Origin of the sequence: Paraburkholderia tagetis (assembly GCF_022213065.1) — a bacterium.
GTDB classification, from domain to species: domain Bacteria; phylum Pseudomonadota; class Gammaproteobacteria; order Burkholderiales; family Burkholderiaceae; genus Paraburkholderia; species Paraburkholderia tagetis.
Genome location: NZ_JAKLJA010000018.1, coordinates 100,167 through 122,620, shown reverse-complemented (window position 1 = coordinate 122,620; position 22,454 = coordinate 100,167). Strand labels below are relative to the sequence as shown.

At 65.8% G+C, this 22,454-nt stretch carries 22 protein-coding genes; 10 read left to right on the top strand and 12 right to left on the bottom strand.

Annotated elements, in window-relative coordinates:
• Positions 1–44: 44 nt before the first annotated feature.
• The 9 genes from kdpB to L5014_RS20960 form a co-directional block, all read right to left on the bottom strand.
• Complete coding sequence (gene kdpB, locus L5014_RS21000; protein ID WP_238465667.1) at positions 45–2,168, bottom strand: potassium-transporting ATPase subunit KdpB; 2,124 nt, start codon at positions 2,166–2,168, stop codon at positions 45–47.
• Positions 2,169–2,184: 16 nt separating this feature from the next.
• The gene (gene kdpA, locus L5014_RS20995) at positions 2,185–3,999 is read right to left on the bottom strand and encodes a potassium-transporting ATPase subunit KdpA (protein ID WP_238465666.1); all 1,815 of its coding nucleotides are present in this window, start codon (positions 3,997–3,999) and stop codon (positions 2,185–2,187) included.
• Positions 3,996–4,088 carry a K(+)-transporting ATPase subunit F gene (gene kdpF / locus L5014_RS20990; protein ID WP_028218560.1) on the bottom strand — a complete coding sequence of 31 codons (93 nt, stop codon included), beginning with the start codon at positions 4,086–4,088 and terminating at the stop codon, positions 3,996–3,998. Before kdpF ends, kdpA begins: the two co-directional genes overlap by 4 nt.
• On the bottom strand, positions 4,085–4,210 hold the full coding sequence (locus tag L5014_RS20985) for a potassium ABC transporter ATPase (protein WP_238465665.1): 126 nt from the start codon (positions 4,208–4,210) through the stop codon (positions 4,085–4,087). Before L5014_RS20985 ends, kdpF begins: the two co-directional genes overlap by 4 nt.
• A 184-nt stretch (positions 4,211–4,394) precedes the next feature.
• Positions 4,395–5,441 carry a lipase secretion chaperone gene (locus L5014_RS20980; RefSeq protein WP_274389447.1) on the bottom strand — a complete coding sequence of 349 codons (1,047 nt, stop codon included), beginning with the start codon at positions 5,439–5,441 and terminating at the stop codon, positions 4,395–4,397.
• Between the two features lie 3 nt (positions 5,442–5,444).
• Positions 5,445–6,506 (bottom strand): esterase/lipase family protein, encoded by a 1,062-nt coding sequence (locus L5014_RS20975; RefSeq protein WP_238465663.1) that lies wholly within the window; start codon positions 6,504–6,506, stop codon positions 5,445–5,447.
• 194 nt (positions 6,507–6,700) lie between these two features.
• Entirely contained in the window at positions 6,701–7,675 is a 975-nt protein-coding gene (locus L5014_RS20970) for a quinone oxidoreductase family protein (protein ID WP_238465662.1), read from the bottom strand.
• Positions 7,676–7,758: 83 nt separating this feature from the next.
• Positions 7,759–8,148, bottom strand: a complete 390-nt coding sequence (locus L5014_RS20965) for a methylglyoxal synthase (protein WP_238465661.1) — start codon at positions 8,146–8,148, stop codon at positions 7,759–7,761.
• Positions 8,149–8,266: 118 nt separating this feature from the next.
• Positions 8,267–9,046, bottom strand: coding sequence for an SDR family oxidoreductase (locus L5014_RS20960; protein ID WP_238465660.1), 780 nt, complete (start codon positions 9,044–9,046; stop codon positions 8,267–8,269).
• Positions 9,047–9,547: 501 nt separating this feature from the next.
• Here L5014_RS20960 and upp point away from each other — a divergent pair.
• The 9 genes from upp (at position 9,548) to rng (ending at position 18,476) form a co-directional block, all read left to right on the top strand.
• Entirely contained in the window at positions 9,548–10,198 is a 651-nt protein-coding gene (gene upp / locus L5014_RS20955) for a uracil phosphoribosyltransferase (protein ID WP_238465659.1), read from the top strand.
• Positions 10,199–10,747: 549 nt separating this feature from the next.
• Positions 10,748–11,476 carry a YebC/PmpR family DNA-binding transcriptional regulator gene (locus L5014_RS20950; protein ID WP_238465658.1) on the top strand — a complete coding sequence of 243 codons (729 nt, stop codon included), beginning with the start codon at positions 10,748–10,750 and terminating at the stop codon, positions 11,474–11,476.
• A 139-nt stretch (positions 11,477–11,615) separates the two neighbouring features.
• Complete coding sequence (purD, locus tag L5014_RS20945; RefSeq protein ID WP_238465657.1) at positions 11,616–12,890, top strand: phosphoribosylamine--glycine ligase; 1,275 nt, start codon at positions 11,616–11,618, stop codon at positions 12,888–12,890.
• A gap of 489 nt (positions 12,891–13,379) precedes the next feature.
• Entirely contained in the window at positions 13,380–14,390 is a 1,011-nt protein-coding gene (gene hemF, locus L5014_RS20940; RefSeq protein WP_238465656.1) for an oxygen-dependent coproporphyrinogen oxidase, read from the top strand.
• Between the two features lie 4 nt (positions 14,391–14,394).
• Positions 14,395–15,159, top strand: coding sequence for a nicotinate-nucleotide adenylyltransferase (locus L5014_RS20935; RefSeq protein WP_420800108.1), 765 nt, complete (start codon positions 14,395–14,397; stop codon positions 15,157–15,159).
• 2 nt (positions 15,160–15,161) lie between these two features.
• Positions 15,162–15,629, top strand: a complete 468-nt coding sequence (gene rsfS, locus L5014_RS20930; protein WP_238465655.1) for a ribosome silencing factor — start codon at positions 15,162–15,164, stop codon at positions 15,627–15,629.
• A 135-nt stretch (positions 15,630–15,764) separates the two neighbouring features.
• Entirely contained in the window at positions 15,765–16,235 is a 471-nt protein-coding gene (gene rlmH, locus L5014_RS20925) for a 23S rRNA (pseudouridine(1915)-N(3))-methyltransferase RlmH (RefSeq protein WP_133199453.1), read from the top strand.
• A gap of 139 nt (positions 16,236–16,374) precedes the next feature.
• Positions 16,375–16,998 (top strand): Maf family protein, encoded by a 624-nt coding sequence (locus tag L5014_RS20920; protein ID WP_238465654.1) that lies wholly within the window; start codon positions 16,375–16,377, stop codon positions 16,996–16,998.
• Between the two features lie 8 nt (positions 16,999–17,006).
• Entirely contained in the window at positions 17,007–18,476 is a 1,470-nt protein-coding gene (gene rng, locus L5014_RS20915; protein ID WP_238465653.1) for a ribonuclease G, read from the top strand.
• Positions 18,477–18,749: 273 nt separating this feature from the next.
• Here rng and L5014_RS20910 read toward each other — a convergent pair whose 3' ends face one another.
• Both L5014_RS20910 and L5014_RS20905 read right to left on the bottom strand, forming a co-directional pair.
• On the bottom strand, positions 18,750–19,217 hold the full coding sequence (locus tag L5014_RS20910) for an immunity 50 family protein (protein WP_238465652.1): 468 nt from the start codon (positions 19,215–19,217) through the stop codon (positions 18,750–18,752).
• A gap of 10 nt (positions 19,218–19,227) precedes the next feature.
• Positions 19,228–20,076 (bottom strand): hypothetical protein, encoded by an 849-nt coding sequence (locus tag L5014_RS20905; RefSeq protein WP_238465651.1) that lies wholly within the window; start codon positions 20,074–20,076, stop codon positions 19,228–19,230.
• A 520-nt stretch (positions 20,077–20,596) separates the two neighbouring features.
• On the opposite strand from L5014_RS20905, the gene mnmH reads away from it, so the two are divergent.
• The gene (gene mnmH, locus L5014_RS20900; RefSeq protein WP_238465650.1) at positions 20,597–21,673 is read left to right on the top strand and encodes a tRNA 2-selenouridine(34) synthase MnmH; all 1,077 of its coding nucleotides are present in this window, start codon (positions 20,597–20,599) and stop codon (positions 21,671–21,673) included.
• A gap of 274 nt (positions 21,674–21,947) precedes the next feature.
• On the opposite strand, the gene L5014_RS20895 is transcribed toward mnmH, so the two are convergent.
• Positions 21,948–22,259 (bottom strand): DUF4148 domain-containing protein, encoded by a 312-nt coding sequence (locus L5014_RS20895; RefSeq protein WP_238465649.1) that lies wholly within the window; start codon positions 22,257–22,259, stop codon positions 21,948–21,950.
• Positions 22,260–22,454: the final 195 nt, after the last annotated feature.

Below are 22,454 nucleotides of genomic sequence, written 5' to 3'. Positions count from 1 at the left end.
GGGTTTCCTGTTGAGCTGGCAACATACCAGGCGACATGAGCGGTTCAAGCCCAGCCGAACGCGGTGAGCACCATGTCGATCAGCTTGATGCACGGGAACGGCAGGAGGATGCCGCCGAGACCGTAGATCAGCAGATTGCGGCGCAACAGCGTCGCGGCGCCGAGCGGCCGGTACTTCACGCCCTTGAGCGCGAGCGGAATCAGCATCACGATGATGAGCGCGTTGAAGATCACCGCCGAGAGGATCGCCGACGACGGCGAGCTCAGATGCATGACGTCGAGCACGCGCAATTGCGGATACGTGGTGGCGAACGCGGCCGGAATGATCGCGAAGTACTTGGCGAGGTCGTTGGCGATCGAGAACGTCGTGAGCGAGCCGCGCGTCATGAGCATCTGCTTGCCGATCTCCACGATCTCGATGAGCTTGGTCGGGTTCGAGTCGAGATCGACCATGTTGCCCGCTTCCTTGGCGGCCTGGGTGCCGGTGTTCATCGCCACCGCGACGTCGGCCTGCGCGAGCGCCGGGGCGTCGTTGGTGCCGTCGCCGGTCATCGCCACGAGCTTGCCCTGCGCCTGGTGCTCGCGGATCGTCGCGAGCTTGGTCTCGGGCGTGGCCTGGGCGAGGAAGTCGTCCACGCCCGCTTCGGCCGCGATCGCGGCGGCGGTCAGGCGATTGTCGCCCGTCACCATCACGGTCTTGATGCCCATCCTGCGCAGCTCGGCGAAACGCTCCTTGATGCCGCCCTTCACCACGTCCTTCAACTCGATCACGCCGAGCACGCGCGCAACCTTGTCGTGCATCTCCGCCACCACGAGCGGCGTGCTGCCACGGCGCGCGACGTCGTCCACGGCCGTGTCGACTTCCGCGGGGAAACGGCCGCCATGTGCCTCGACATAGTGCTTGACCGCGTCGGCCGCGCCCTTGCGGATCTCGCGGGCATGCGTGCCGGGCGCCGTGCCCTCGGGAGAGAGGTCCACCCCGCTCATGCGCGTCTGCGCGCTGAAGGCGAGGAACACCGCGTGCAGCGTGCCCATGTCGCGCTGGCGAATATTGAAGCGCTGCTTCGCGAGCACCACGATGCTGCGGCCTTCGGGCGTTTCGTCGGCGAGCGAGGCGAGTTGCGCGGCGTCCGCGAGCGCTTCCTCGTTCACGCCCGGCGCGGGTACGAACGCCGCTGCCTGGCGGTTGCCGAGCGTGATCGTGCCGGTCTTGTCGAGCAGGAGCACGTCCACGTCGCCGGCCGCCTCCACCGCGCGGCCCGAGGTGGCGATCACGTTGGCCTGCATCATGCGGCTCATGCCCGCCACGCCAATCGCCGAAAGCAGCCCGCCGATGGTGGTCGGAATCAGGCACACGAGCAGCGCCACGAGCGCCGTGATCGTCACTACGTGGCCCGTCGAATGTGCCAAATGAGCCGCTTCAACGGAGAACATCGAGAACGGCAAGAGCGTTGCCGTGGCGAGCAGCAGCACGATGGTCAGCGCAACGAGCAGGATCGTGAGGGCGATCTCGTTGGGCGTCTTCTGGCGCTTCGCGCCTTCGACCATCGCGATCATGCGGTCGAGAAACGCCTCGCCTGGATTGGCCGTCACGCGCACGACGATCCAGTCGGAGAGCACGCGCGTGCCGCCCGTGACCGAGGAAAAATCGCCACCCGACTCGCGGATCACTGGCGCCGATTCGCCCGTGATCGCCGATTCGTCCACGGAGGCCACACCGTCGATCACCTCGCCGTCGGCGGGAATGGTGTCGCCGGTCTCGACCAGCACCACGTCGCCGCGCCGTAAATCGGACGCGGTCATGATGCGGATGGGCGACTTCGGATGCGGCTCGTTGAGCTTCTTGGCCATCACGTCTTTCTTGGCCTGGCGCAGCGACGCGGCCTGCGCCTTCGAGCGCCCTTCGGCGAGCGCCTCTGCGAAGTTCGCGAACAGCACCGTGAACCACAGCCACAGCGCGATGGCAAGAATGAACCCCGCGGGCGCCTCGGCCTGGCCCGTGAGTGCCGCGACCCAAAGGATCGTCGTGAGCACGCTGCCCACGTAGACGCAGAACATCACCGGGTTGCGCAACTGCGTGCGCGGCTTGAGTTTTCTGAACGAGTCCACGATGGCCGGACGCAGGAGCGCCGGATCGAACATGGACCGTGTTGCACTATGTTGTGTCATTTGATGAAGTCCCCGTTCAACGCACGCCCATCATGATCAGATGCTCCACGCCGGGCCCAAGCGCGAGCGCCGGCACATAGGTGAGCGCCCCCACCAGCAGCACGGTGCCAAGCAGCAGCACGACGAAGAGCGGTCCGTGCGTGGGCAGCGTGCCGCCCGTCACGGCGATGCGCTTCTTGCTCGCGAGCGAGCCCGCGATGGCGAGCACCGGCACGATGGTGCCGAAGCGGCCGAACCACATTGCAATGCCGAGCAGCCAGTTGTAGAACGGCGTGTTGACCGAGAGGCCCGCGAACGCGCTGCCGTTGTTGTTCGCGGCGGAGCTGAATGCGTAGAGGATCTCCGAGAAACCGTGCGCACCCGGGTTCGCGATGCCGGTTTTGCCCGCGTCCGCGAGCACGGCGACCGAGGTGCCGAGCAGCACGAGCATCGGCGTGAGCAGCACGACGATCGAGACCATCTTCATTTCGAACGATTCGATCTTCTTGCCAACGTATTCGGGTGTGCGCCCGATCATCAGGCCCGCCACGAACACGGCCAGCAGCGCAAACACGAGCATGCCGTAGAGGCCCGAACCCACCCCGCCAAAAATCACTTCGCCGAGCTGGATGAACAGCATCGGCACGAGCCCGCCGATCGGCGTGAGCGAGTCGTGCATCGCGTTCACGGCGCCGCACGAAGCCGCCGTGGTGGTCACGACGAAGAGGCCCGTCTGCGCGATGCCCAGACGCGTTTCCTTGCCTTCCATGTTGCCGCCGGCCTGCAATGCACTCGCTTGCTGATCGACGTTCAGTGTCGCGAGCATCGGATTGCCGGCCTGCTCCGCCGCAAGCTCGACGCCCACCGCAACGGCGAACGCGATCGTCATCACCGCGAGCACCGCCACGCCCTGCCTGCGGTCGCCCACCACATTGCCGAACACGAGGCATAGCGATGCCGGAATGATCAGGATCGCCAACATTTCGACGAGGTTCGAGAACGGCGTGGGATTCTCGAACGGATGCGCAGAGTTCGCGTTGAAGAAGCCGCCGCCGTTGGTGCCGAGCATCTTGATCGCTTCCTGCGAGGCGACCGGCCCCATGGCGAGCGTCTGCGACGTCACCTTCGTATCCACGGTGACGGGGTTGCCCTGTGCGTCCTTGACCCGGTTGCCCTGTGTGTCGAGCTTCGGCGCCGCATAGGTGGTGGTCTGCAGCGTGGGCACGTCCCGATACGCCTTGAAATTCTGGAGCACGCCCTGGCTCATCAACAGGGCAGCGACCACGGCCGCCATGGGCACGAGAATGTAGAGTGTCGTGCGCGTGAGATCGACCCAGAAGTTGCCAATGGTCTGCACCGAGTGGCGCGCGAAACCGCGAATCAGCGCGATCACCACGGCAATGCCGGTGGCCGCCGAAAGGAAGTTCTGCACCGTGAGGCCGAGCATCTGCGTGAGGTAGCTCACGGTCTGCTCTGGGGTGTAGTCCTGCCAGTTCGTGTTGGTGACGAAACTCACGGCGGTATTGAACGCGCCATCCGCGGTCATCGCGCCGAATTGCTGCGGATTGCCGAGGTTGCCGGGTATCCATCCCTGCACGCGCAGCAGCACGAAGAGAAAGCCCACACCGAGCACGTTGAGCGAGACGGTGGCAAACGCATAGCGCTTCCAGTTCATCTCGGCGCCCGGATCGACCCCGGCAATGCGGTAAAGCCCATTCTCGAGCGGCGCGAACAGGCGCACGACACGCGAGCGTCCGTCGAGCACACGCGTGATGTAGCCCGCGACGGGCACCGCGAGCGCGAGCAGGACGACGATGAAAATCCCCGCTTGCAGCAGCGTGTTGGCGTTCATTCGATCTCCTCCGCGCGCAGGAGCGCATGGACGAGATAGACGAACAGCAACAGCGTCGCCGCTCCCGATAGCCAGAAGATCCAGGTCATGAGCGCGCTCCCGTTGCGCCCCGATCCGCACGGCGGTACTGCATGAGCTTCCCGCAGCCGGCGATCAACGCGTAAGTGAGCGCGGCGATGACCGCCAGCCCCCCGATATACAGCACATCCATTGTCGTGTTCTCCATTCGCGGATGACGGATGGCTGCAAGGTAATGGTTATCGCGTTAAATCCGGATCAAAGGTTTTGGTGCGGGTATAAAAATCGCGTAAACGCGGACAGGCGCCGCGAAGGCGCCGTCCACGGTTCGTGAGGCTGACAAAGTGGTCAAGCAGGTAAAACGAGGGCAACGCCGGCTAGTCGACGCTACCCGGCTGGCGATCGAACGAGGCAGCACGCAGGGCTTCGCCAGGCTCGGTGAAGATACGTTCGCGCAACTGCGCGATCGATGCATCGCGCGCCGCGCCCGCGGTCTGAGCCGCTTCGATCTGTGCGCGCTGCGACGCGTACGCGGCATATTTCGCCCGCCACGCATCATCATCCTGCTGCATCTGCGCAACGCGCGCCGCTGCTTCGGCGCCGAGCACTGGGGTCAAGTCCGAGCGCATCCGGTCTGGCGTGGCATGAGCGTCCTGCAACGCAGAGATTTGCGCGAGCGCTGCGCCCTGCGCTTCGGCCTGCTCGCGCAGTTTGCGCTCGGCAGCCGGCAACTGTTGATCGAGCGCCACAAGGCGTGCCTCCTTCTCGGCACCCGTGAGATGGGTATCGAGACTAATTGCCAGGCGCTCGACTTCGTGACGCTGCGACGCGAATTGCGCGCCGAAGAATGGTTCGCTCCATTCGCCGAGTTCGCGGCTCGCGAGCGCCGAGCGCTGCGCCAGCGTGTTCCTCAGCGCGTCGATGTCGATCTGAGCGGCGTTGGCAGCGCCGCCAGCAACAGGCTCCGGCAGTTGCGCGAGCGCGGATCGATACGCCTGGTAGCGCTGCCATACCGCGAGCGCCTCGGCCTGTGCCGCTGTGCCGTCGAGTTGCGCGGCAATCTCGCGCGCAACGAAGCCGTCGAGCCCGGTCTCGCCCAGATCGGTTTGCGCGCTCACGCAGTAATCGAAGAAGAGCCGCACCTGCGGGTCGCGCGCGAGATGGCCACGGCCATCGGTCGGCAGGCGTGGCGCATTCGTGCCGGCAAGTGCGGCCGGCAGCCGATCCGGCCCGGCCTGCGGCTGCGCCTCGGGAGCACGCTCCAAAACAGCGGCAGTGCGCTCCCCACCGGCAGCAACTCGTGCAAGCGCTGCGCCATTGTCATGCTCCACCCGGCTCGCACCAGTCCATGCAACAACGGCAGCGACAGCCGCCGTTGTTGCAACCGCCACGACAACCCGCCTGCCGCGTCTTGCCGGCGCCATCGCTCAGACGCCCTCAAGCTTCAGGCGGTTGGCATGCGTGCGGATCACCGCGACCGGATCTTCGGCGTAAGCGCCGCGAATGCCGAACAACTGGTTGATCTGGTCCACGTGATTCCACTTGTAGTTCACGCCGATCACCTGGCCGTACAGCGAGCTGCACGTCGACACGAGGCCGTCGTTCACGCCCGAGTTGCGCCCGAGCATCACGGTGCCGGTGAGGAGCAGCGCCGGTGTCGTCATGTCGAGGCTGATGGCCGGATCGATCAGCGGTATGACACTCGCGTCCTTCGCGATGACCGTATTGCCGATGCGCATCTGCTGCTGGATGGCCGAGCCCGACCACGAGTACAGCAGGTGCTTGTGGCCGTCAACCGTCTCGCTGGCCGCACCGGTCTTGCACGAACCCGGCGCGCCAAGCCCGGCACTCGGGAAACGCTGGTTGAAGAGCGCGGCCGAATCGGTTCTAAGCGTCCGCAGCGCGAGCAGCGCATCCTGGTTCGTGATGTGCGCGCTGTTCGATAGCACACCGTACATGTTGAGGAAAGCACCGACGGCTTCCGACGTTTGGCCGGTGGGATCACGGTTCAGTTCGTCGACGGCGAAGTCGGCGAACTCGCTGCCGCGATGCGGCGTGCCGATGGTCGTCACCGAGGCGACAAGCTGCGGCGCAACTGCGGCGACATAGCGCGACGTGAGGCCGCCCTGGCTGTGACCGATGAGGTTGACCTTCTGCGCGCCGGTTGCGGCAAGCACGCGCTTGACGTAGGCGAGAAGTTGCTCGCCACGGCTATCGGGTCCGTCGTCGGCCTGGAAGCTCGACAGGTTCGCCGTGTAGACCTGCGCACCATGGCTTTGCAGATCCGACGCGATGCCATACCAGTAGTCGAACATGCCAAATATCTTGTCAGTGCCGCTCAGGCCGTGCACCAGGATGATCGGATACTTCGTTGCCGCATAGTGGTCGACAGCCGGCGTTGTGGCGGCAGGCCCGGCCGGCGAAACCAGCAGAGCGGCGCAGCACGCGAGCGCGCCCACGGCGGTGCGAAGACGAGTTGAGGAAAACATGGCGGATCTCCTTACCTTTATTCAGGTCGTGTTCACAAAGGATCGACTCTAAATAATAGTTAGGAAAACATATCTTTACAGATATTACAGCGCGGTTTGCTGACTGAAATCAGCAACGCCATGGTTATCGCGCTGGATCTTACGAGCCGCACCCGACGGTGCGGCTCATGGCAGACGGCAAATGGGCTCGCCGCTTACGGCAGCAGAATGGTCGAGCCAGTCGTGCGGCGCGCTTCGAGATCGGCGTGGGCCTGGCCCACGTCCTGCAGCGCATAGCGCTGGTTGATCGACGTCTTGACCTTGCCCGAGGCGATCACCTCGAACAGTTCGGCGGCCATCGCCTCGTAGTCCGCGCGCTTCGCGATGTAGGTAAAGAGCGTCGGACGCGTGAAGAACAGCGAGCCGCGCCCTGCGAACTCCGACGAATCGATGGGCGGCAGCGGCCCTGACGCATTGCCGAAGCTCACGAACATGCCAAGCGGCGCGAGACAGTCGAGCGACTTCGTATACGTGTCCTTGCCGATCGAGTCATACACCACCGGCACGCCCGCGCCGTTCGTGATCTCGCGCACACGCGCCTTGAAGTCCTCGCGCGTATAGACGATCGGATAATCGCAGCCGTGCGCCTTCGCGACCTGGGCCTTCTCGTCCGAGCTCACCGTGCCGATCACCGTCGCGCCCAGCGCCTTGGCCCACTGGCACACGAGCAGGCCCACGCCGCCCGCCGCAGCCTGGATCAGGATCGTGTCGCCGGCCTTTACACGGTACGTGCGGCGCAGCAGATATTGCGCGGTCAAGCCCTGAAGCATGACGGAGGCGGCCTGCTCGTCGCTGATCGCGTCGGGCAAGTGAATCACCTGATCCGCGCGCAGCACGCGCTCCTGCGCATACGCACCCGGCGGACGCGCGACATACGCTACACGGTCGCCCGGCTTCACGAGCGTCACGCCCTTGCCCACGGCCACGACTTCACCCGCGGCCTCCATGCCGAGCCCCGCCGGCAACGGCTGCGGATAGAGCCCGGTGCGAAAGTACACATCGATGTAATTGAGCCCGCATGCGCTCTGCTTCACGCGGATCTCGCCCTCGCCCGGCTCGCCCACCGTGACGTCCACCCACTGCATCACTTCGGGGCCGCCGGTCTTGTCGTAACGGATTGCCTTGGTCATCTTGCCTCCTTCGTCCTGTGAGTCCTGTGAAGCGTGTAAGTCCTGTGAGTCGCATGAGTCCGCCGGGTCGAGCGGCGATGCGATCAGACCTCGTCTTTCATGCGCAGCGTGAGCACGTCGAGAATCATGCGCGCCGTCGAGATATTGGTCGCGCACGGCACGTCGTGCACGTCGCAGGCGCGCACGAGCGCGTTGATGTCGGGTTCGTGCGGCTGCGGGGTCATGGGGTCGCGCAGAAAGATCACCACGTCGACATTGCCCTCGGCAAGCTGTGCGCCGATCTGCAGGTCGCCGCCATGCGGACCCGAGAGCATGCGCTCGACCTCCAGGCCGTGTGCCGCCGCGATGCGGCCGCCAGTCGTGCCGGTCGCGAGCAGCTCGCAGCGGCGCAGCGTGTCGACGTATTCGCCGCTCAGCCTGACGATGTCGTCCTTCTTGTGGTCGTGCGCGATCAGCGCGACGCGGGTAGGCATGGCCTGGTTCCTTGTTTCGGTGAGGTGGAGTGTGTGGTTGGGGTGGCGTTGGTGCGCGTGCCGGCGCGTCGCAATCGCGATGCAATGCGCCGCCGCGCGCGGATCGGAACGTACCGGATCAGAACGTGCCTGGGAATGCGCCGCCGTCGATCAGCCAGTTTTGTCCCGTGATATAGCCCGCATGGACGCTGCACAAAAACGCACAGGCACGCCCGAATTCCTCGGGCGTGCCGAAGCGGCCCGCCGGAATCGACTTCACGCGGCGTGCGCGCACTTCGTCGAGCGACAGATTGCTCGCCTTCGCCTGCGCGACGATGGTGGCCTGAATGCGGTCGGTATCGAAGGAGCCCGGCAGCAGATTGTTGATCGTCACGCCCGTGCCGGCGACCTGGCGCGCCACGCCCGCAACGAAACCCGTGAGACCCGAGCGCGCGCCGTTAGAGAGGCCGAGCACGTCGATGGGCGCCTTCACCGAGGAGCTCGTGATATTGACGATGCGCCCGAAGCCGCGCTGGCTCATGGCATCGATGGTGGCCTGGATCAGCGCGATCGGCGTGAGCATGTTCGCTTCGAGCGCAGCGAGCCACGCTTCGTGCGTATAGCTGCGGAAGTCGCCCGGCGGCGGGCCGCCCGCGTTGTTCACGAGAATATCCGGCGACGGGCACGCGGCGAGCGCGGCGGCGCGGCCCGCCTCCGTGGTGATGTCGCAGGCCACGGCCTTGACCTCGACGCCGGTGTTCGCGCGAATCTGCGCGGCGGTCTCCTCGAGCGTTTGCGCCGTGCGCGCGACGATCGTCACGTTCGCGCCCTCGGCCGCGAGCGCCTCGGCGCAACCGCGTCCCAGCCCCTTGCTTGCCGCGCACACCAGCGCGCTGCGTCCTGCGATACCCATGTCCATCGTTTGCGGTCCTCGTGGTTGTCGTGGTCGGTATGACGAATCGGTGACGGCGGCTGACGCAGGAATCGCGGCGACGGGCCCGGGCCGCCTGCGCGATCCCGGACGCGCCTGCTTGTCCCGCCCGCTTGTCTGCCTCTCGTCCCGCCTCTCGTCCCGCCCTTTTGTGCGTCCGATTTTTGCGATTCTAGAAGAATCGGGCCGCGCGCGTGGGACACCCCGGGCCGTTGGTCCCTGCCATGCCCCAACGCGGCCCCCGATCCTGCTCAGTTCCCGCCCAGTTCTCGTATACTTGCGCCTGTAGCGCGGCCCAGCGCTCCCGCGAGCCACGCCGGACTCAACAATCCGGCTGCCTGCCACGCGTGCGGCGGGCCCTGCACGCCGCACGCTGCGCGCACCCGCCCGATGGCCTATGACCGATGATCCATGGCCGATGAGGTTCGAGGCGCCCGGCAGCGGCACGACCGACACCCCCGATCCCCTTGCAGCCTCGTGCGCCCCGCCATGAAACAGGACAGCCGCTTTCCGAATCTCTTCATCCTCGATCACCCGCTGATCCAGCACAAGCTCAGCCACATGCGCGACAGGGACACGTCCACGCGCACATTCCGCGAGCTGCTGCGCGAGATCACGCTCTTGATGGGCTACGAAATCACGCGCGAGCTGCCCGTCACGACGCGCCGCGTGCAAACGCCGCTCGTCGAGATCGACGCGCCCGTGATCGCGGGCAAGAAGCTCGCGATCGTGCCGGTGCTGCGCGCGGGCGTGGGCATGTCCGACGGCCTGCTCGAGCTGATTCCGTCGGCGCGCGTGGGCCATATCGGCGTCTATCGCGCCGACGACCACCGCCCCGTCGAGTACCTCGTGCGCCTGCCCGACCTTGAAGACCGCACCTTCATCCTGTGCGACCCGATGGTCGCGACCGGCTACTCGGCGGCGCACGCCATCGACGTGCTCAAGCGCCGCGGCGTGCCCGGCGAGCGCATCCGCTTTCTCGCGCTGGTGGCCGCGCCCGAAGGCGTCGAGGTGTTCCAGCAGGCGCATCCGGACGTGCGGCTCTACGTGGCCTCGCTCGATTCGCACCTGAACGAGCACGCCTACATCATTCCGGGCCTCGGCGACGCCGGCGACCGCCTGTTCGGCACCAAGAACTGATGCCGCCGGGGGCGGCGCCCCAGCCGCCCCTCGCACCTGCTGCGCCTTGCGTGCGGTGCCCGTGAGATCCCCGCCCTGAATCTCCGCCCTGAATCTCCGTCCAATCCCCGCGCTGTCGCACCGAGGGGTGAGGCCGAGCGAGCCCGGCGTGATAAAATTCAGGTCCGCCCGACAGTCCCGAGGGCGTCGCGAAGTGCGCCGAAATGCGCCTCACGCGGCGCCGGCCAGCCCGGAAGTGGTCCCGGCCGGCCCTGCCGGCACAGGCAAGCCAACCAAGGCTGCGCTGCGTACCCGGCGCGCGTCCCGCACGAAACGGCAGCGCCAGCCACCGCTGGGAAGCCGGCCGCACGCGCGAGCGCCAGCCGCGCGAAGCGCCGGCCACGGGTAACCAGCGGCGGGCGGCGGGCGGACAGATACTCATGGATGGGCACACCGGCATGGAAGCATCGGCCGCGCACGAGCGCGCCACGCCGCGCCCTGGCATCGTATTGAAAACTGCAGCAACGACAACTGCACCATGCACGCTTCATGCGTGCGACGGAGAAAGGTATGGCGGGTCATTCGAAATGGGCCAACATCAAGCACAAGAAGGCGGCTGCTGACGCGAAGCGCGGCAAGGTCTGGACCCGGCTCATCAAGGAAATCCAGGTCGCGGCACGCATGGGCGGAGGTGAGATCGACTCCAATCCGCGCCTGCGTCTGGCCGTGGACAAGGCCTATGACGCCAACATGCCCAAGGACAACATCAACCGCGCGATCCAGCGCGGCGTGGGCGGCGTCGATGGCGCGAACTACGAGGAAATCCGCTACGAAGGCTACGGCATCGGCGGCGCGGCTGTCATCGTCGACACCATGACCGATAACCGCACCCGCACCGTCGCCGAAGTGCGCCACGCGTTCTCGAAGTTCGGCGGCAACATGGGCACGGACGGCTCGGTGTCGTTCATGTTCGATCACGTCGGCCAGTTCCTGTTCGCGCCGGGCACCCCCGAAGACAAGCTGATGGACGCCGCGCTCGAAGCGGGCGCCGACGACGTCGTCACGAACGAGGACGGCAGCATCGAGGTGATCTGCCAGCCCTTCGAGTTCCAGAAAGTGAAGGACGCGCTCGAAGGTGCGGGCTTCAAGGCGGAAATGGCCGAAGTCACCATGAAGCCGCAAACGGAAGTCGAATTCACGGGCGACGATGCGGTGAAGATGCAGAAGCTGCTCGACGCGCTCGAAAACCTGGACGACGTCCAGGAGGTGTACACCAACGCGTCGATCGACGAGGCATAAGCGGCGCGGGCGCGGCGCGGGAAAGCGCGGGCGCGAGAGGCGACTGGCCGGGCACCGGTTGGCCGCCGCCAAGATTTAACGGCCGGCGCATGGCGCGCCGGCCGCAACTGTTTCTGGTTCTGGTCTTTCGGGGATTTACATGAAGTTACTCGTCGTCGGTTCTGGCGGCCGCGAACATGCGCTGGCGTGGAAGCTTGCGCAGGCGCCGCGCGTCCAGCTCGTCTACGTCGCACCGGGCAACGGCGGCACCGCGCAGGACGAGCGGCTCGCCAACGTCGACATCACGGACATCCACGAGCTCGCCGATTTCGCCGAGCGCGAGCAGATCGCCCTCACCGTGGTCGGGCCGGAAGCCCCGCTCGCGGCCGGCATCGTCAACGTGTTCCGCTCGCGCGGTCTGAAGGTGTTCGGCCCCACGAAGGAAGCCGCGCAGCTCGAAAGCTCGAAGGACTTCGCCAAGGCGTTCATGAAGCGCCACAACATCCCCACGGCCGCCTACGAGACCTTCTCGGACGCCACGGACGCGCACGCCTACGTCGAGAAAAACGGCGCGCCCATCGTGATCAAGGCTGACGGCCTCGCCGCGGGCAAGGGCGTGGTGGTGGCGATGTCGCTGGAAGAAGCGCATCAGGCCATCGACATGATGCTCGCCGACAACAAGCTCGGCGACGCCGGCGCGCGCGTGGTGATCGAAGAATTCCTCGCGGGCGAGGAAGCGAGCTTCATCGTCATGGTGGACGGCAAGCACGTGCTCGCGCTCGCCTCGAGCCAGGATCACAAGCGCCTGCAGGACGGCGACCAGGGCCCGAACACGGGTGGCATGGGCGCCTACTCGCCCGCGCCCATCGTCACGCCGCAATTGCATGCGCGCGTGATGCGCGAAATCATCCTGCCGACCGTCGCGGGCATGGAGAAGGAAGGCATCCGCTACACGGGCTTCCTCTACGCAGGCCTGATGATCGACGCGCAGGGCAACCCGAAGACGCTCGAGTTCAACTGCCGCATGGGCGACCCGGAAACGCAGCCGATCATGGCGCGCCTGAAGGGCGACTTCTCGAAGGTCGTGGAGCACGCGATTGCGGGCACGCTAGACCAGGTCGAGCTCGAATGGGACCGCCGCACGGCGCTCGGCGTCGTGCTGGCCGCGTACAACTACCCGGACACGCCGCGCAAGGGCGACCGCATCAGCGACATCCCCGCCGAGACCGACAGTTCGGTCACGTTCCACGCCGGCACGCAGTTCGTGGACGGCAAGCTCGTGACCTCGGGCGGCCGTGTGCTGTGCGTGGTCGGCCTCGCCGATACCGTGCGCGGCGCGCAAAACGCGGCTTACGAGACCGTGAACCGCATCGCGTTCGACGGCATGCAGTATCGCCTCGACATCGGCTATCGCGCCGCAGGACGCAAGCAGTAACGTCCAGGCGCAGAAAAGGCGCGCGAACACGGCTTGCGAGCCCGTGCGCGCGCCAGCTCGCCGTATGGCGAGTTGTCTGGCTCGCTGCCTGGTTCGCTGTCTGACTTCATGGCACGCGTGACGTGCGCCGCCCCCAAGCGGCGCATCGCGCCACGCCAACGTCATGATCCAGGCGCGCCGCGGATACGTCTGCTCAAAGTCGGCTTGAAACCGGCTTGAAACTGGCTTGACGTCGACCTGAACCCGACCTGACATCGGCCTGAAGCTGGCCTGAAACCAGCGGCAACAACCGGGCGAACGAGCCGAACCAGCCATTACGCGCCGAGCGGGCATGGCGAACGCTGCGGCGCGCCGCATGGACGGCATAGCCGCGAAGCCGCGCCGAACGGCGTAAACTTCCCGCAACCGGCCGCACCGAGCGACCCGTACCCCGATTCCGAACCCAATCCTGGCGCAGTGCCGGCCCCCGCCGCCTCGCCCGCCCCACCGATGACCGAACCGACTGAAAACGGCCAAACCCGCGTGATGCCCGAAGGCGCGACCGATGGTGCAACCGCTGCTGCCATCGCTGGCGCCACCGCTGGTGGCACTCATAACAGCGCCGCCGTGCGCGCCTGGCTCTCGGGCCTGCAAACGCAGATCGCCGATACGCTCGGCGCCTTCGACGGCACGCCCTTCGCCACCGACGCATGGCAGCGCGAGCCCGGCGAAAAGCTGCGCGGCGGCGGCTGCACGCGCATTCTCGAAGGCGGCCAGTTCTTCGAGCGCGCGGGCATCGGCTTCTCCGACGTGTCGGGCGACACCCTGCCCCCGTCGGCCACGGCCGCGCGCCCCGAACTCAACGGGCGCGGCTTCGAGGCGATGGGCGTCTCGCTCGTGCTGCACCCGCGCAACCCGTACTGCCCGACCGTGCACATGAACGTGCGCATGCTGCTCGCCACCAAGGCGGGCGAAGCGCCCGTGTTCTGGTTCGGCGGCGGCATGGATCTCACGCCCTACTACGGCTTCGAGGAAGACGCGCAGCATTTCCACCGCGTCTGCCGCGACGCGCTCGCGCCTTACGGCGAAGGTCTCTACCCGCGCTTCAAGCGCTGGTGCGACGAATACTTCTTCCTCAAGCACCGCAACGAGGCGCGCGGCGTGGGCGGCATCTTCTTCGACGACTACGCCGAAGGCGGCTTCGACCAGGCATTCGCGATGCTGCGCAGCGTGGGCGAAGGCTTCCTGAAGGCGTATCTGCCGATCATCGAAAAGCGCCGCGCGACGCCCTATGGCGAAGCCGAGCGCGAATTCCAGGCGTACCGGCGCGGCCGCTATGTCGAGTTCAATCTCGTCTGGGACCGCGGCACGCACTTCGGGCTGCAAAGCGGCGGGCGCAGCGAGTCGATCCTCATGTCGATGCCGCCCTCGGCCAACTGGCGCTACGACTGGCAGCCGCAGCCGGGCACGCCCGAGGCGCGCCTGTACACGGACTTCCTGCCGGTGCGCGACTGGATCTGACGCCGTGACGCAACACCTGACCGCTCCCGCCGACACGCCCGCCCCGGCACCGGCCAGCGCATCCAGCCATGCGCTGGCACGCCGCGTCGGCCTGCTCGGCGGCACGTTCGATCCGATCCACGAGGGCCATCTCGCGCTCGCGCGCCATTTCGCGCGCATGCTCGGCCTCACGGAGCTGATCCTGTTGCCCGCCGGCCAGCCCTGGCAGAAGCCCGAGGTGAGCGCCGCGGAGCATCGCCTCGCGATGACGCGCGCGGCGGCCGCCTCGCTCGTGCTGCCGGGCGTGACGGTGAGCGTGGACACCGACGAGATCGAGCACGACGGGCCCACCTATACGGTGGAGACGCTGCGCCGCTGGCGCACGCGCAGCGCGAGCAACGCAGCGGCGGCGCTCACGCTGCTGATGGGCGCAGACCAGTTGCTGCATCTCGATTCGTGGCATGAATGGCGCGAGCTGTTCGCGCTCGCGCATCTGGGCGTGGCGAGCCGCCCCGGCTTCGATTTCGCGGCGCTGCCGCCCGCCGTTTCGGCGGAAGTGGCCGCGCGGCGCGCCAACGCCGCGACGCTCGCGGCCGCGCGCTGCGGGCATCTGCTGATCGACGCCACGCTCGCGCTCGATATTTCGGCCACCGAGATCAGGCGCGAGCTGAAAACATGCGTGCAGACGCAGGTAGCAACAGAACAACGCGGCGGCACAGCCGCCGAAAAGATTCCCGCGGCAGTGTGGGACTATATCCTTCAACATCATTTGTATCAGCACCACGGGTAAACATGGACATCCGCAAACTTCAACGCGCCATCGTCGACGGTCTCGAAGACGTCAAGGCACAGGACATTCGCATCTTCAACACGAGCCATCTGACCGAGCTGTTCGATCGCGTGATCGTCGCGAGCGGCACCTCGAACCGCCAGACCAAGGCCCTCGCCTCCAGCGTGCGCGAGAAGGTCAAGGAAGCCGGCGGCGACATCATCAGCACCGAAGGCGAGGACATCGGCGAATGGGTGCTGGTGGATTGCGGCGACGCGGTCGTCCACATCCTGCAGCCCGCGCTGCGCCAGTACTACAACCTCGAGGAAATCTGGGGCGACAAGCCGGTGCGCGTGAAGCTCGCGGCCAACACGGGCTTCACGGGCGCGCGCCCGAGCGAGCCGATCGACGGGGAAGACGAGGACGAACTCGACGCGCCCGCCGTGAAGAAGCCCGCGCGCAAAGTCGCATCGCGTCGCAGCGCGAAGTAACGCCGAACTCCGCCATCAACGCGAAGTGGACGCGCAGCGAGCAGGCTCGCAGTGAGCACACCGCAGTGAGACACAACAAGCACGCATGAGCACACAACGAGCGCGCTCGCGCGTCACACACATTCGTTTAGCACCATGAAACTGCATATCGTCGCCGTTGGGCACAAGATGCCGGACTGGGTGGCCGAAGGCTTCGAGGAATACACGAAGCGCATGCCGCCCGAGCTGCGCATCGAGTTGCGCGAGGTGAAACCCGAGCAGCGCTCGTCGGGGCGCTCCGCCGAAAGCGTGATGGCCGCCGAGCGCACGCGCATCGAAGCGGCGCTGCCGAAGAACGCGCGCATCGTCGCGCTCGACGAACGCGGCCGCGACTGGACCACGATGCAGCTCGCCCAGGCGCTGCCCGGATGGCAGCAGGACGGGCGCGACGTGGCGTTCCTGATCGGCGGCGCGGACGGGCTCGATCCGCAGCTCAAGGCGCGCGCCGACACGCTCCTGCGGCTGTCCTCCCTCACCTTGCCCCATGCGATGGTGCGCGTGCTGCTGGCCGAGCAGCTTTACCGCGCATGGACCATCACGCAGAATCACCCCTATCATCGCGTTTGAAGCGGGCCTCGAATTGCACAAACCCGCCACGCACGCCCGCCGGAGTTTGTGCGGCGAGACCGGCGCGCCGCAGCGGCCATCGTATGTGTGAACCCGCGCGAACCTGATTTCCGCCTCATCAAGACGTAAAAACGCCCCGATGACCACTACTGCGCCCTATCCGTTCGTCTATCTCGCCTCGCAGAGCCCGCGCCGCCAGGAACTGCTGCAGCAGCTCGGCGTGCGCTTCGAGCTGCTGCTGCCGCGTCCCGACGAAGACGCCGAATCGCTCGAAGCCGTACTGCCCGGCGAGTCCGCCGCCGTCTACGTCGAGCGGGTGTGCGCCGCGAAAGCCGATGCCGCGCGTGCCCGGCTCGTTGCGGGCGCCCACGCTTACGCGCCGATCCTCACTGCGGACACCACCGTGAGCATCGACGGCCACATCCTCGGCAAGCCGCACGATGCGGCCGATGCCTACGCGATGCTCGATAGACTCGCCGGCCGCGAGCACGAAGTGCTCACCGCCGTGGCCGTGGTCAATGCCGAAGGTGTGTGCCTGCCGCTCGCGCTCTCGCGCTCGCACGTGCGCTTCGCCCCCGCGCTGCCCGCGGCGATCGCGCGCTACGTCGCGAGCGGCGAGCCATTCGGCAAGGCCGGCGCATACGGCATCCAGGGACGCGCCGCCGAGTTCATCGAGCGAATCGACGGGTCCTATTCGGGTATCATGGGTTTGCCACTTTTCGAAACGGCCGCCCTCCTGCGCGCCGCCGGCATCGACTTCTAAAACCAATCATGAACGAAGAAATCCTGATCAACGTCACGCCTCAGGAGACGCGTGTCGCGTTGGTCCAGCAAGGTGCAGTCCAGGAGCTTCACGTCGAGCGCACGCTTTCGCGCGGACGCGTCGGCAACGTCTATCTCGGCAAGGTCGTGCGCGTGCTGCCGGGCATGCAGTCCGCATTCATCGACATCGGCCTCGAGCGCGCCGCGTTCCTCCATGTCGCCGATATCTGGCATCCGCGCATCGCGGGCGAAGCGCATGCGAGCGTGCATCATCAGCCCATCGAAAAGACCGTATTCGAAGGGCAAACGCTGATGGTCCAGGTCGTGAAGGACCCGATCGGCACCAAGGGCGCGCGTCTCTCGACGCAGGTGAGCATCGCGGGCCGCACGCTCGTCTATCTGCCGCAGGAGCCGCATATCGGCATCTCGCAGAAGATCGAAAGCGAGGCGGAGCGCGAAGCCGTGCGCGCGCGCCTGACCGCCGTGCTGCCCGCCGACGAGAAAGGCGGCTACATCGTGCGCACCATCGCCGAGGACGCCACGAGCGAAGAGCTTGCCGCCGATGTCGCGTACCTGCGCAAGACGTGGACGACGATCGTCGCGCTGGGGCAGCGCATGCCCGCCACGAGCCTGCTCTATCAAGACCTGAATCTCGCGCAGCGTGTGCTGCGCGACTTCGTGAACGACGAGACCTCGCGCATTCAGGTCGATTCGCGCGAAACGTTCCAGAAGCTCACCGAGTTCGCCTCCGAATTCACGCCCGCCGTGCTGCCGATGCTGCATCACTACACGGGCGAGCGGCCGCTCTTCGACCTCTACAACATCGAGGCCGAAATCCAGCGCGCGCTGTCGCGCCGCGTCGACCTCAAGTCGGGCGGCTACCTCGTGATCGACCAGACCGAGGCGATGACAACGATCGACGTGAACACGGGCGGCTACGTGGGCGCGCGCAACTTCGACGACACGATCTTCAAGACCAATCTCGAAGCGGCGCACACCATTGCGCGCCAGTTGCGGCTGCGCAATCTGGGCGGCGTGATCATCATCGACTTCATCGACATGGAGAATGTCGAGCATCGCGACCAGGTGCTCGGCGAACTGAAGAAAGCGCTCTCGCGCGACCGCACGCGCGTGACCGTGAACGGCTTTTCGCAACTCGGGCTCGTGGAGATGACGCGCAAGCGCACGCGCGAATCGCTCGCGCATGTGCTGTGCGAGCCCTGCCCGACGTGTCTGGGCAAGGGGCAAGTGAAAACCGCGCGCACCGTATGCTACGACGTGCTGCGCGAGATCCTGCGCGAGTCGCGCCAGTTCAACCCGCGCGAGTTTCGCGTGGTGGCGTCGCAGCAGGTGATCGACCTGTTCCTCGAAGAGGAGTCGCAGCATTTGGCGATGCTGATCGATTTCATCGGCAAGCCGGTGTCGCTGCAGGTGGAGTCGAATCTGAGCCAGGAACAATACGACATTGTGCTGATGTAGGGAGCGCCGGATCGCCCCGAATCACTGACTGACCATCAAGCCCGGCCAGACGGTGCTCTACGCAAAACATCAAAAATGCGCACGGCGAAAGTCCGGCAGGATTGCGCCGTGCGCCAGTTCATGGCGGACCACCGGGACAAGCTGCTCTCCACTTTTGCCGCAAGCACCCAAGCCAGCTACGGCCGTAACCCGAAACGCGTCGAGAGCGGCATGTCGGTAACGAAAGCCGTCGCTCTGATGAAGTTCCTGATGATGGTTCTCTCTGGACGTCGCTTACGAAGCGTCGCGGACGTAGGGGCGCATATCGCTGACCACAACCTTCGCGCACGTGAGCCGCACATCAAGACCAACGTTCGGCAACAGGTCTAATCGGATCAATCCGCCTGCAGCCGTGGCCAGCGTCATTTCCATCACTGTCGCCTCCTCAAGCATCGCGTTCACATCGATCTCCGCCGTTCGAATGTCGAGACAATCGAGGATGACCACATAGTCGTGGCGGCGACCAACGGGAAGCGGCCCGTAGCGGTTGTGAAGCACTTCCAACCGCACGTCCACCAGGTCACGTGTTCGAGCACCCGGCAACGGTTGACCGTCCCGCCCCTCTCGCGTCTCCCTCCGCCGGCTCATGCAGAAGGAGCGGACAGCCGAATCGTGAAAGGACGGATAACCGCCCAGCGCCCTCGTCAATACGTCACCATGGGTTGCCAATTCCCAGCCCCATGTCTTTTCAGGATCGCTCACTACACTTCCCTCATTCGCAGTTGATCGGAGACATCGGGAGGTGTGCATTGTCCCGCTTCCCATCGAAAAAATTATGTCCGTGCGACTCGCCGTGACTCGCGTGATATTGCGCGCACAGGTTACCGCTGGTGTCGAAATAGTCCACGTCGAGGCCATTCGGATTCACGCGAAAACCACCTGGTTCGTTGCCGCTCATCCCAACGCCGCGCGCCGCAAACTCCTGAACGTCATCGATCAACGTATCTGGCGTGTAGTCGAACGGCTGCGCATCGCCGAGCGGTGTCGAGCCAGAATCGCCGCTATCGAAGAAATTCCGTTTGGTTATGGCACCGTGTGAATCGTCACCGCCGCCGAGCAAAGCACCCGCCGCCGATCCGACAGCGTCAAGCCAACCAGACGCGCCATTAGAACTGGCGGCCTTGCTCGCGATCGCAACAACCGGTCGGTATGGCGTGCGTTCGATAAAGCGCCCACCCTCGTCGAGCGGTATGAACTGTCCGTCACGGACCCCGTAGACTGTGGGCTTCGGGTCTGGCACCCGTTTCGGCCAGCTTTGCGGCGCGTAGGACCTTGCAACTCGCCGACTACCACGCCATGCATGGTCAATCGCGGGAATGAGCCAACCATCGCGTACCGCGTCGCGAAGGATGCGCGTCACGCCGTCCCCATCGATCGGCGCGGACAATCCCGAGATGCGTAGGTGCTCGCGAATAAACGCAGCATACGCGTTGAAATCACTACTGGCCCGTGCGTCGCGGCGGCTGATGGAAACCCGGAACAGCCGGTCGAAGTCCCGCCGGTTCTGGTCGATCTGCTCTTCGCGCTCTTTGCGCTTTTTCTGGCGTTCATCGTAGGACAAGCTCCACCACGTAGTGGGCTCGTCCACGTCACGTGCAGGCACAAGGGAGCATTGCCAGTCGCTCGTAAGCGGTACGGACAGTGCATTGTATGAACGTCCCCATTCGGGTAACGACATGCCTCCTCCGGTTCAATCTGATGCGCGTATACGTAGCACGCGCCCGCCTGCCGCACCTTGCGGTAAGCCCATGGAGGGGGCATTCGATGCCGGATGAATGAGCCGGCGAGACTTTGCGGGATACTCGCACGCCGCGCCGCTGCAATACAGCTAGCCGTGCAGGAGACGCAAGCATCAAAAAACCGGCTCGCAACGTCGCACCGTATATCATTCGCTATTGGCCCTGCGCGCCCCGAAACCGGTTGCACGATCGGTTACACGCCAGGCAGCCAGAACCGGAAATCGGGCCACGTCTGCTCTAAGGCGATCGTTTGCCCCCAGGATTTTCCGTAACACATCGCTAAACCACGACCTCGCGCGCCACCGGCGCGAAGCCGTCGCACGCATCATCGGAGCACCGCAGTTGAATCACCAGCGCGCCACCCTTTCCCAACTGGGCGAGTTCGACGAGATCGTCGACGTGAGAACGCCGCTCGAATACGCCGAGGACCATGTGCCCGGCGCGATCAACGCCCCCGTGCTCAGCAACGAGGAGCGCGTGATCGTCGGCACGATGTACAAGGACTCGCCCTTCGAGGCCTCGCGCGTGGGCGCGGCTATGGCCGCGCGCAATATCGCCATGCATCTGGACACGACCTTCGCCGACCGTCCGCGCAACTGGCGCCCGCTCATCTACTGCTGGCGCGGCGGCAAGCGCTCGGGCTCGATGACGACCATGTTCAACATGATCGGCTGGCGCGCGCGGCAGCTCGAAGGCGGCTACAAGACCTACCGGAACACCGTGGTCGAGGCGCTCGGCACGCTGCCCGGGCATTTGCGCTATGTCGTGCTCGCCGGGCCGACCGGCAGCGGCAAGACACGCCTGTTGCAGGCGCTCGACAGTGCCGGTGCGCAAACGCTCGATCTCGAGGCGCTCGCCGCGCATCGCGGCTCGCTGCTCGGCGCGCTGCCCACGCGCGCGCAGCCCTCGCAGAAGTCGTTCGACACGACGCTGGTGGAGCGGCTGCGTGCGCTCGATCCCGCGCAGCCCGTTTTCGTGGAGGCGGAAAGCCGGCGCATCGGCGCGATCACGCTGCCTGTCGCGCTGGTCGAAGGCATCCACGGCGCAACGTGCGTCGTGGTCGAGGTAGCGCGCGAGGAGCGCGTGGCGCTGCTGCTCGAAGAATACGGCCACCTGCTCGGCGACCAGACCTACTTCCGGGAACAATTGCTGAAGCTCACGCCGCTGCATGGGCACGAGCGTATCGAGTCGTGGTGCCGTCTGCTGGAGGAAGGCCAGCACGCGGCGCTGTCCGAGGCGCTCGTGACCGAGCACTACGATCCCGCGTATTCGCGCAGCACGCGCAAGCACTATCCGACGCTTGCGACATCGCCACGCTTCGTATTCCATCCGATGACGGGCGAGCCGATCGAAGAAGCACGCGCGCTGCTCGCGCAACTGCGCGGCGAAAATCTGCTCGGGGAGACGTCGGGGCAATAGTTCGGTCTGTGCATGCGAATGGCCGCCCGACGGACGGCCACGCCAGGAAAAAGCGCCCGGGCGCCGATTCCGCGCCCGGGCCAAACCATCGGAGTCCCGATGGTGGAGGTTTCTTGCCGGGCTGACGGCATGCCAGAGCAGCCTTGCGCCGCCTGACTGGCCGATTTGCCGTGATCGCCCGCTTGTCTGTCGACTGTCGGGTTGCTCCGCGCGCCTCACCGCCCTCCCGCGGCGCGGCGCTCATTCGAATCGGAGCCTGAGTCGCACTGGCGGCTTAGGGGTGCGCGTACATCGCGTTCCAGTCTTGCGCCGACACCGTCGCGCCACGCACACCCGATTCCGAAGCATTCGCGACACCGCCATACGCGCTATTGCCGCTCTGCGCGGCCACCTTGGCCTGGGCGGCCTGGATCGCGTCCGGGTAATGCGCTTGATCGCCGTCGCCGACGCGGTAGCCGACCTTCTGCAGTTGCACGAGTTCTTCGCGCACCTGGGCGCGGGTGATGGTCGAGTGCGACTGAGCAAACGAAGCGACGGGGACGACGAGTGCAGCGGCAACAGCAACGGCTTGAATCAGGGACTTCATGGTTACGACCTCCAGTATGTTCAGGACGGCCGACGTGCGACTGTGTGTATGTGCATGCGACCGATGTACGCATCGTATGCCTGTCAGACACCAGGGTTAACCCCTAAAACCAAATGAGACTCTTCCAGACTTCGGAAGAATCGCTGAAAGTGCCGCGTGGCGGGCGTTTGCAGCGGAATCGCCCACGCTCGCGCC

Coding starts and splice junctions, on each gene's coding strand:
- kdpB (WP_238465667.1), bottom strand. CDS start 2,168: ATGACACAACATAGTGCAACACGGTCCATGTTCGATCCGGCGCTCCTG.
- kdpA (WP_238465666.1), bottom strand. CDS start 3,999: ATGAACGCCAACACGCTGCTGCAAGCGGGGATTTTCATCGTCGTCCTG.
- kdpF (WP_028218560.1), bottom strand. CDS start 4,088: ATGACCTGGATCTTCTGGCTATCGGGAGCGGCGACGCTGTTGCTGTTC.
- L5014_RS20985 (WP_238465665.1), bottom strand. CDS start 4,210: ATGGATGTGCTGTATATCGGGGGGCTGGCGGTCATCGCCGCGCTCACT.
- L5014_RS20980 (WP_274389447.1), bottom strand. CDS start 5,441: ATGGCGCCGGCAAGACGCGGCAGGCGGGTTGTCGTGGCGGTTGCAACA.
- L5014_RS20975 (WP_238465663.1), bottom strand. CDS start 6,506: ATGTTTTCCTCAACTCGTCTTCGCACCGCCGTGGGCGCGCTCGCGTGC.
- L5014_RS20970 (WP_238465662.1), bottom strand. CDS start 7,675: ATGACCAAGGCAATCCGTTACGACAAGACCGGCGGCCCCGAAGTGATG.
- L5014_RS20965 (WP_238465661.1), bottom strand. CDS start 8,148: ATGCCTACCCGCGTCGCGCTGATCGCGCACGACCACAAGAAGGACGAC.
- L5014_RS20960 (WP_238465660.1), bottom strand. CDS start 9,046: ATGGACATGGGTATCGCAGGACGCAGCGCGCTGGTGTGCGCGGCAAGC.
- upp (WP_238465659.1), top strand. CDS start 9,548: ATGAAACAGGACAGCCGCTTTCCGAATCTCTTCATCCTCGATCACCCG.
- L5014_RS20950 (WP_238465658.1), top strand. CDS start 10,748: ATGGCGGGTCATTCGAAATGGGCCAACATCAAGCACAAGAAGGCGGCT.
- purD (WP_238465657.1), top strand. CDS start 11,616: ATGAAGTTACTCGTCGTCGGTTCTGGCGGCCGCGAACATGCGCTGGCG.
- hemF (WP_238465656.1), top strand. CDS start 13,380: ATGACCGAACCGACTGAAAACGGCCAAACCCGCGTGATGCCCGAAGGC.
- rsfS (WP_238465655.1), top strand. CDS start 15,162: ATGGACATCCGCAAACTTCAACGCGCCATCGTCGACGGTCTCGAAGAC.
- rlmH (WP_133199453.1), top strand. CDS start 15,765: ATGAAACTGCATATCGTCGCCGTTGGGCACAAGATGCCGGACTGGGTG.
- L5014_RS20920 (WP_238465654.1), top strand. CDS start 16,375: ATGACCACTACTGCGCCCTATCCGTTCGTCTATCTCGCCTCGCAGAGC.
- rng (WP_238465653.1), top strand. CDS start 17,007: ATGAACGAAGAAATCCTGATCAACGTCACGCCTCAGGAGACGCGTGTC.
- L5014_RS20895 (WP_238465649.1), bottom strand. CDS start 22,259: ATGAAGTCCCTGATTCAAGCCGTTGCTGTTGCCGCTGCACTCGTCGTC.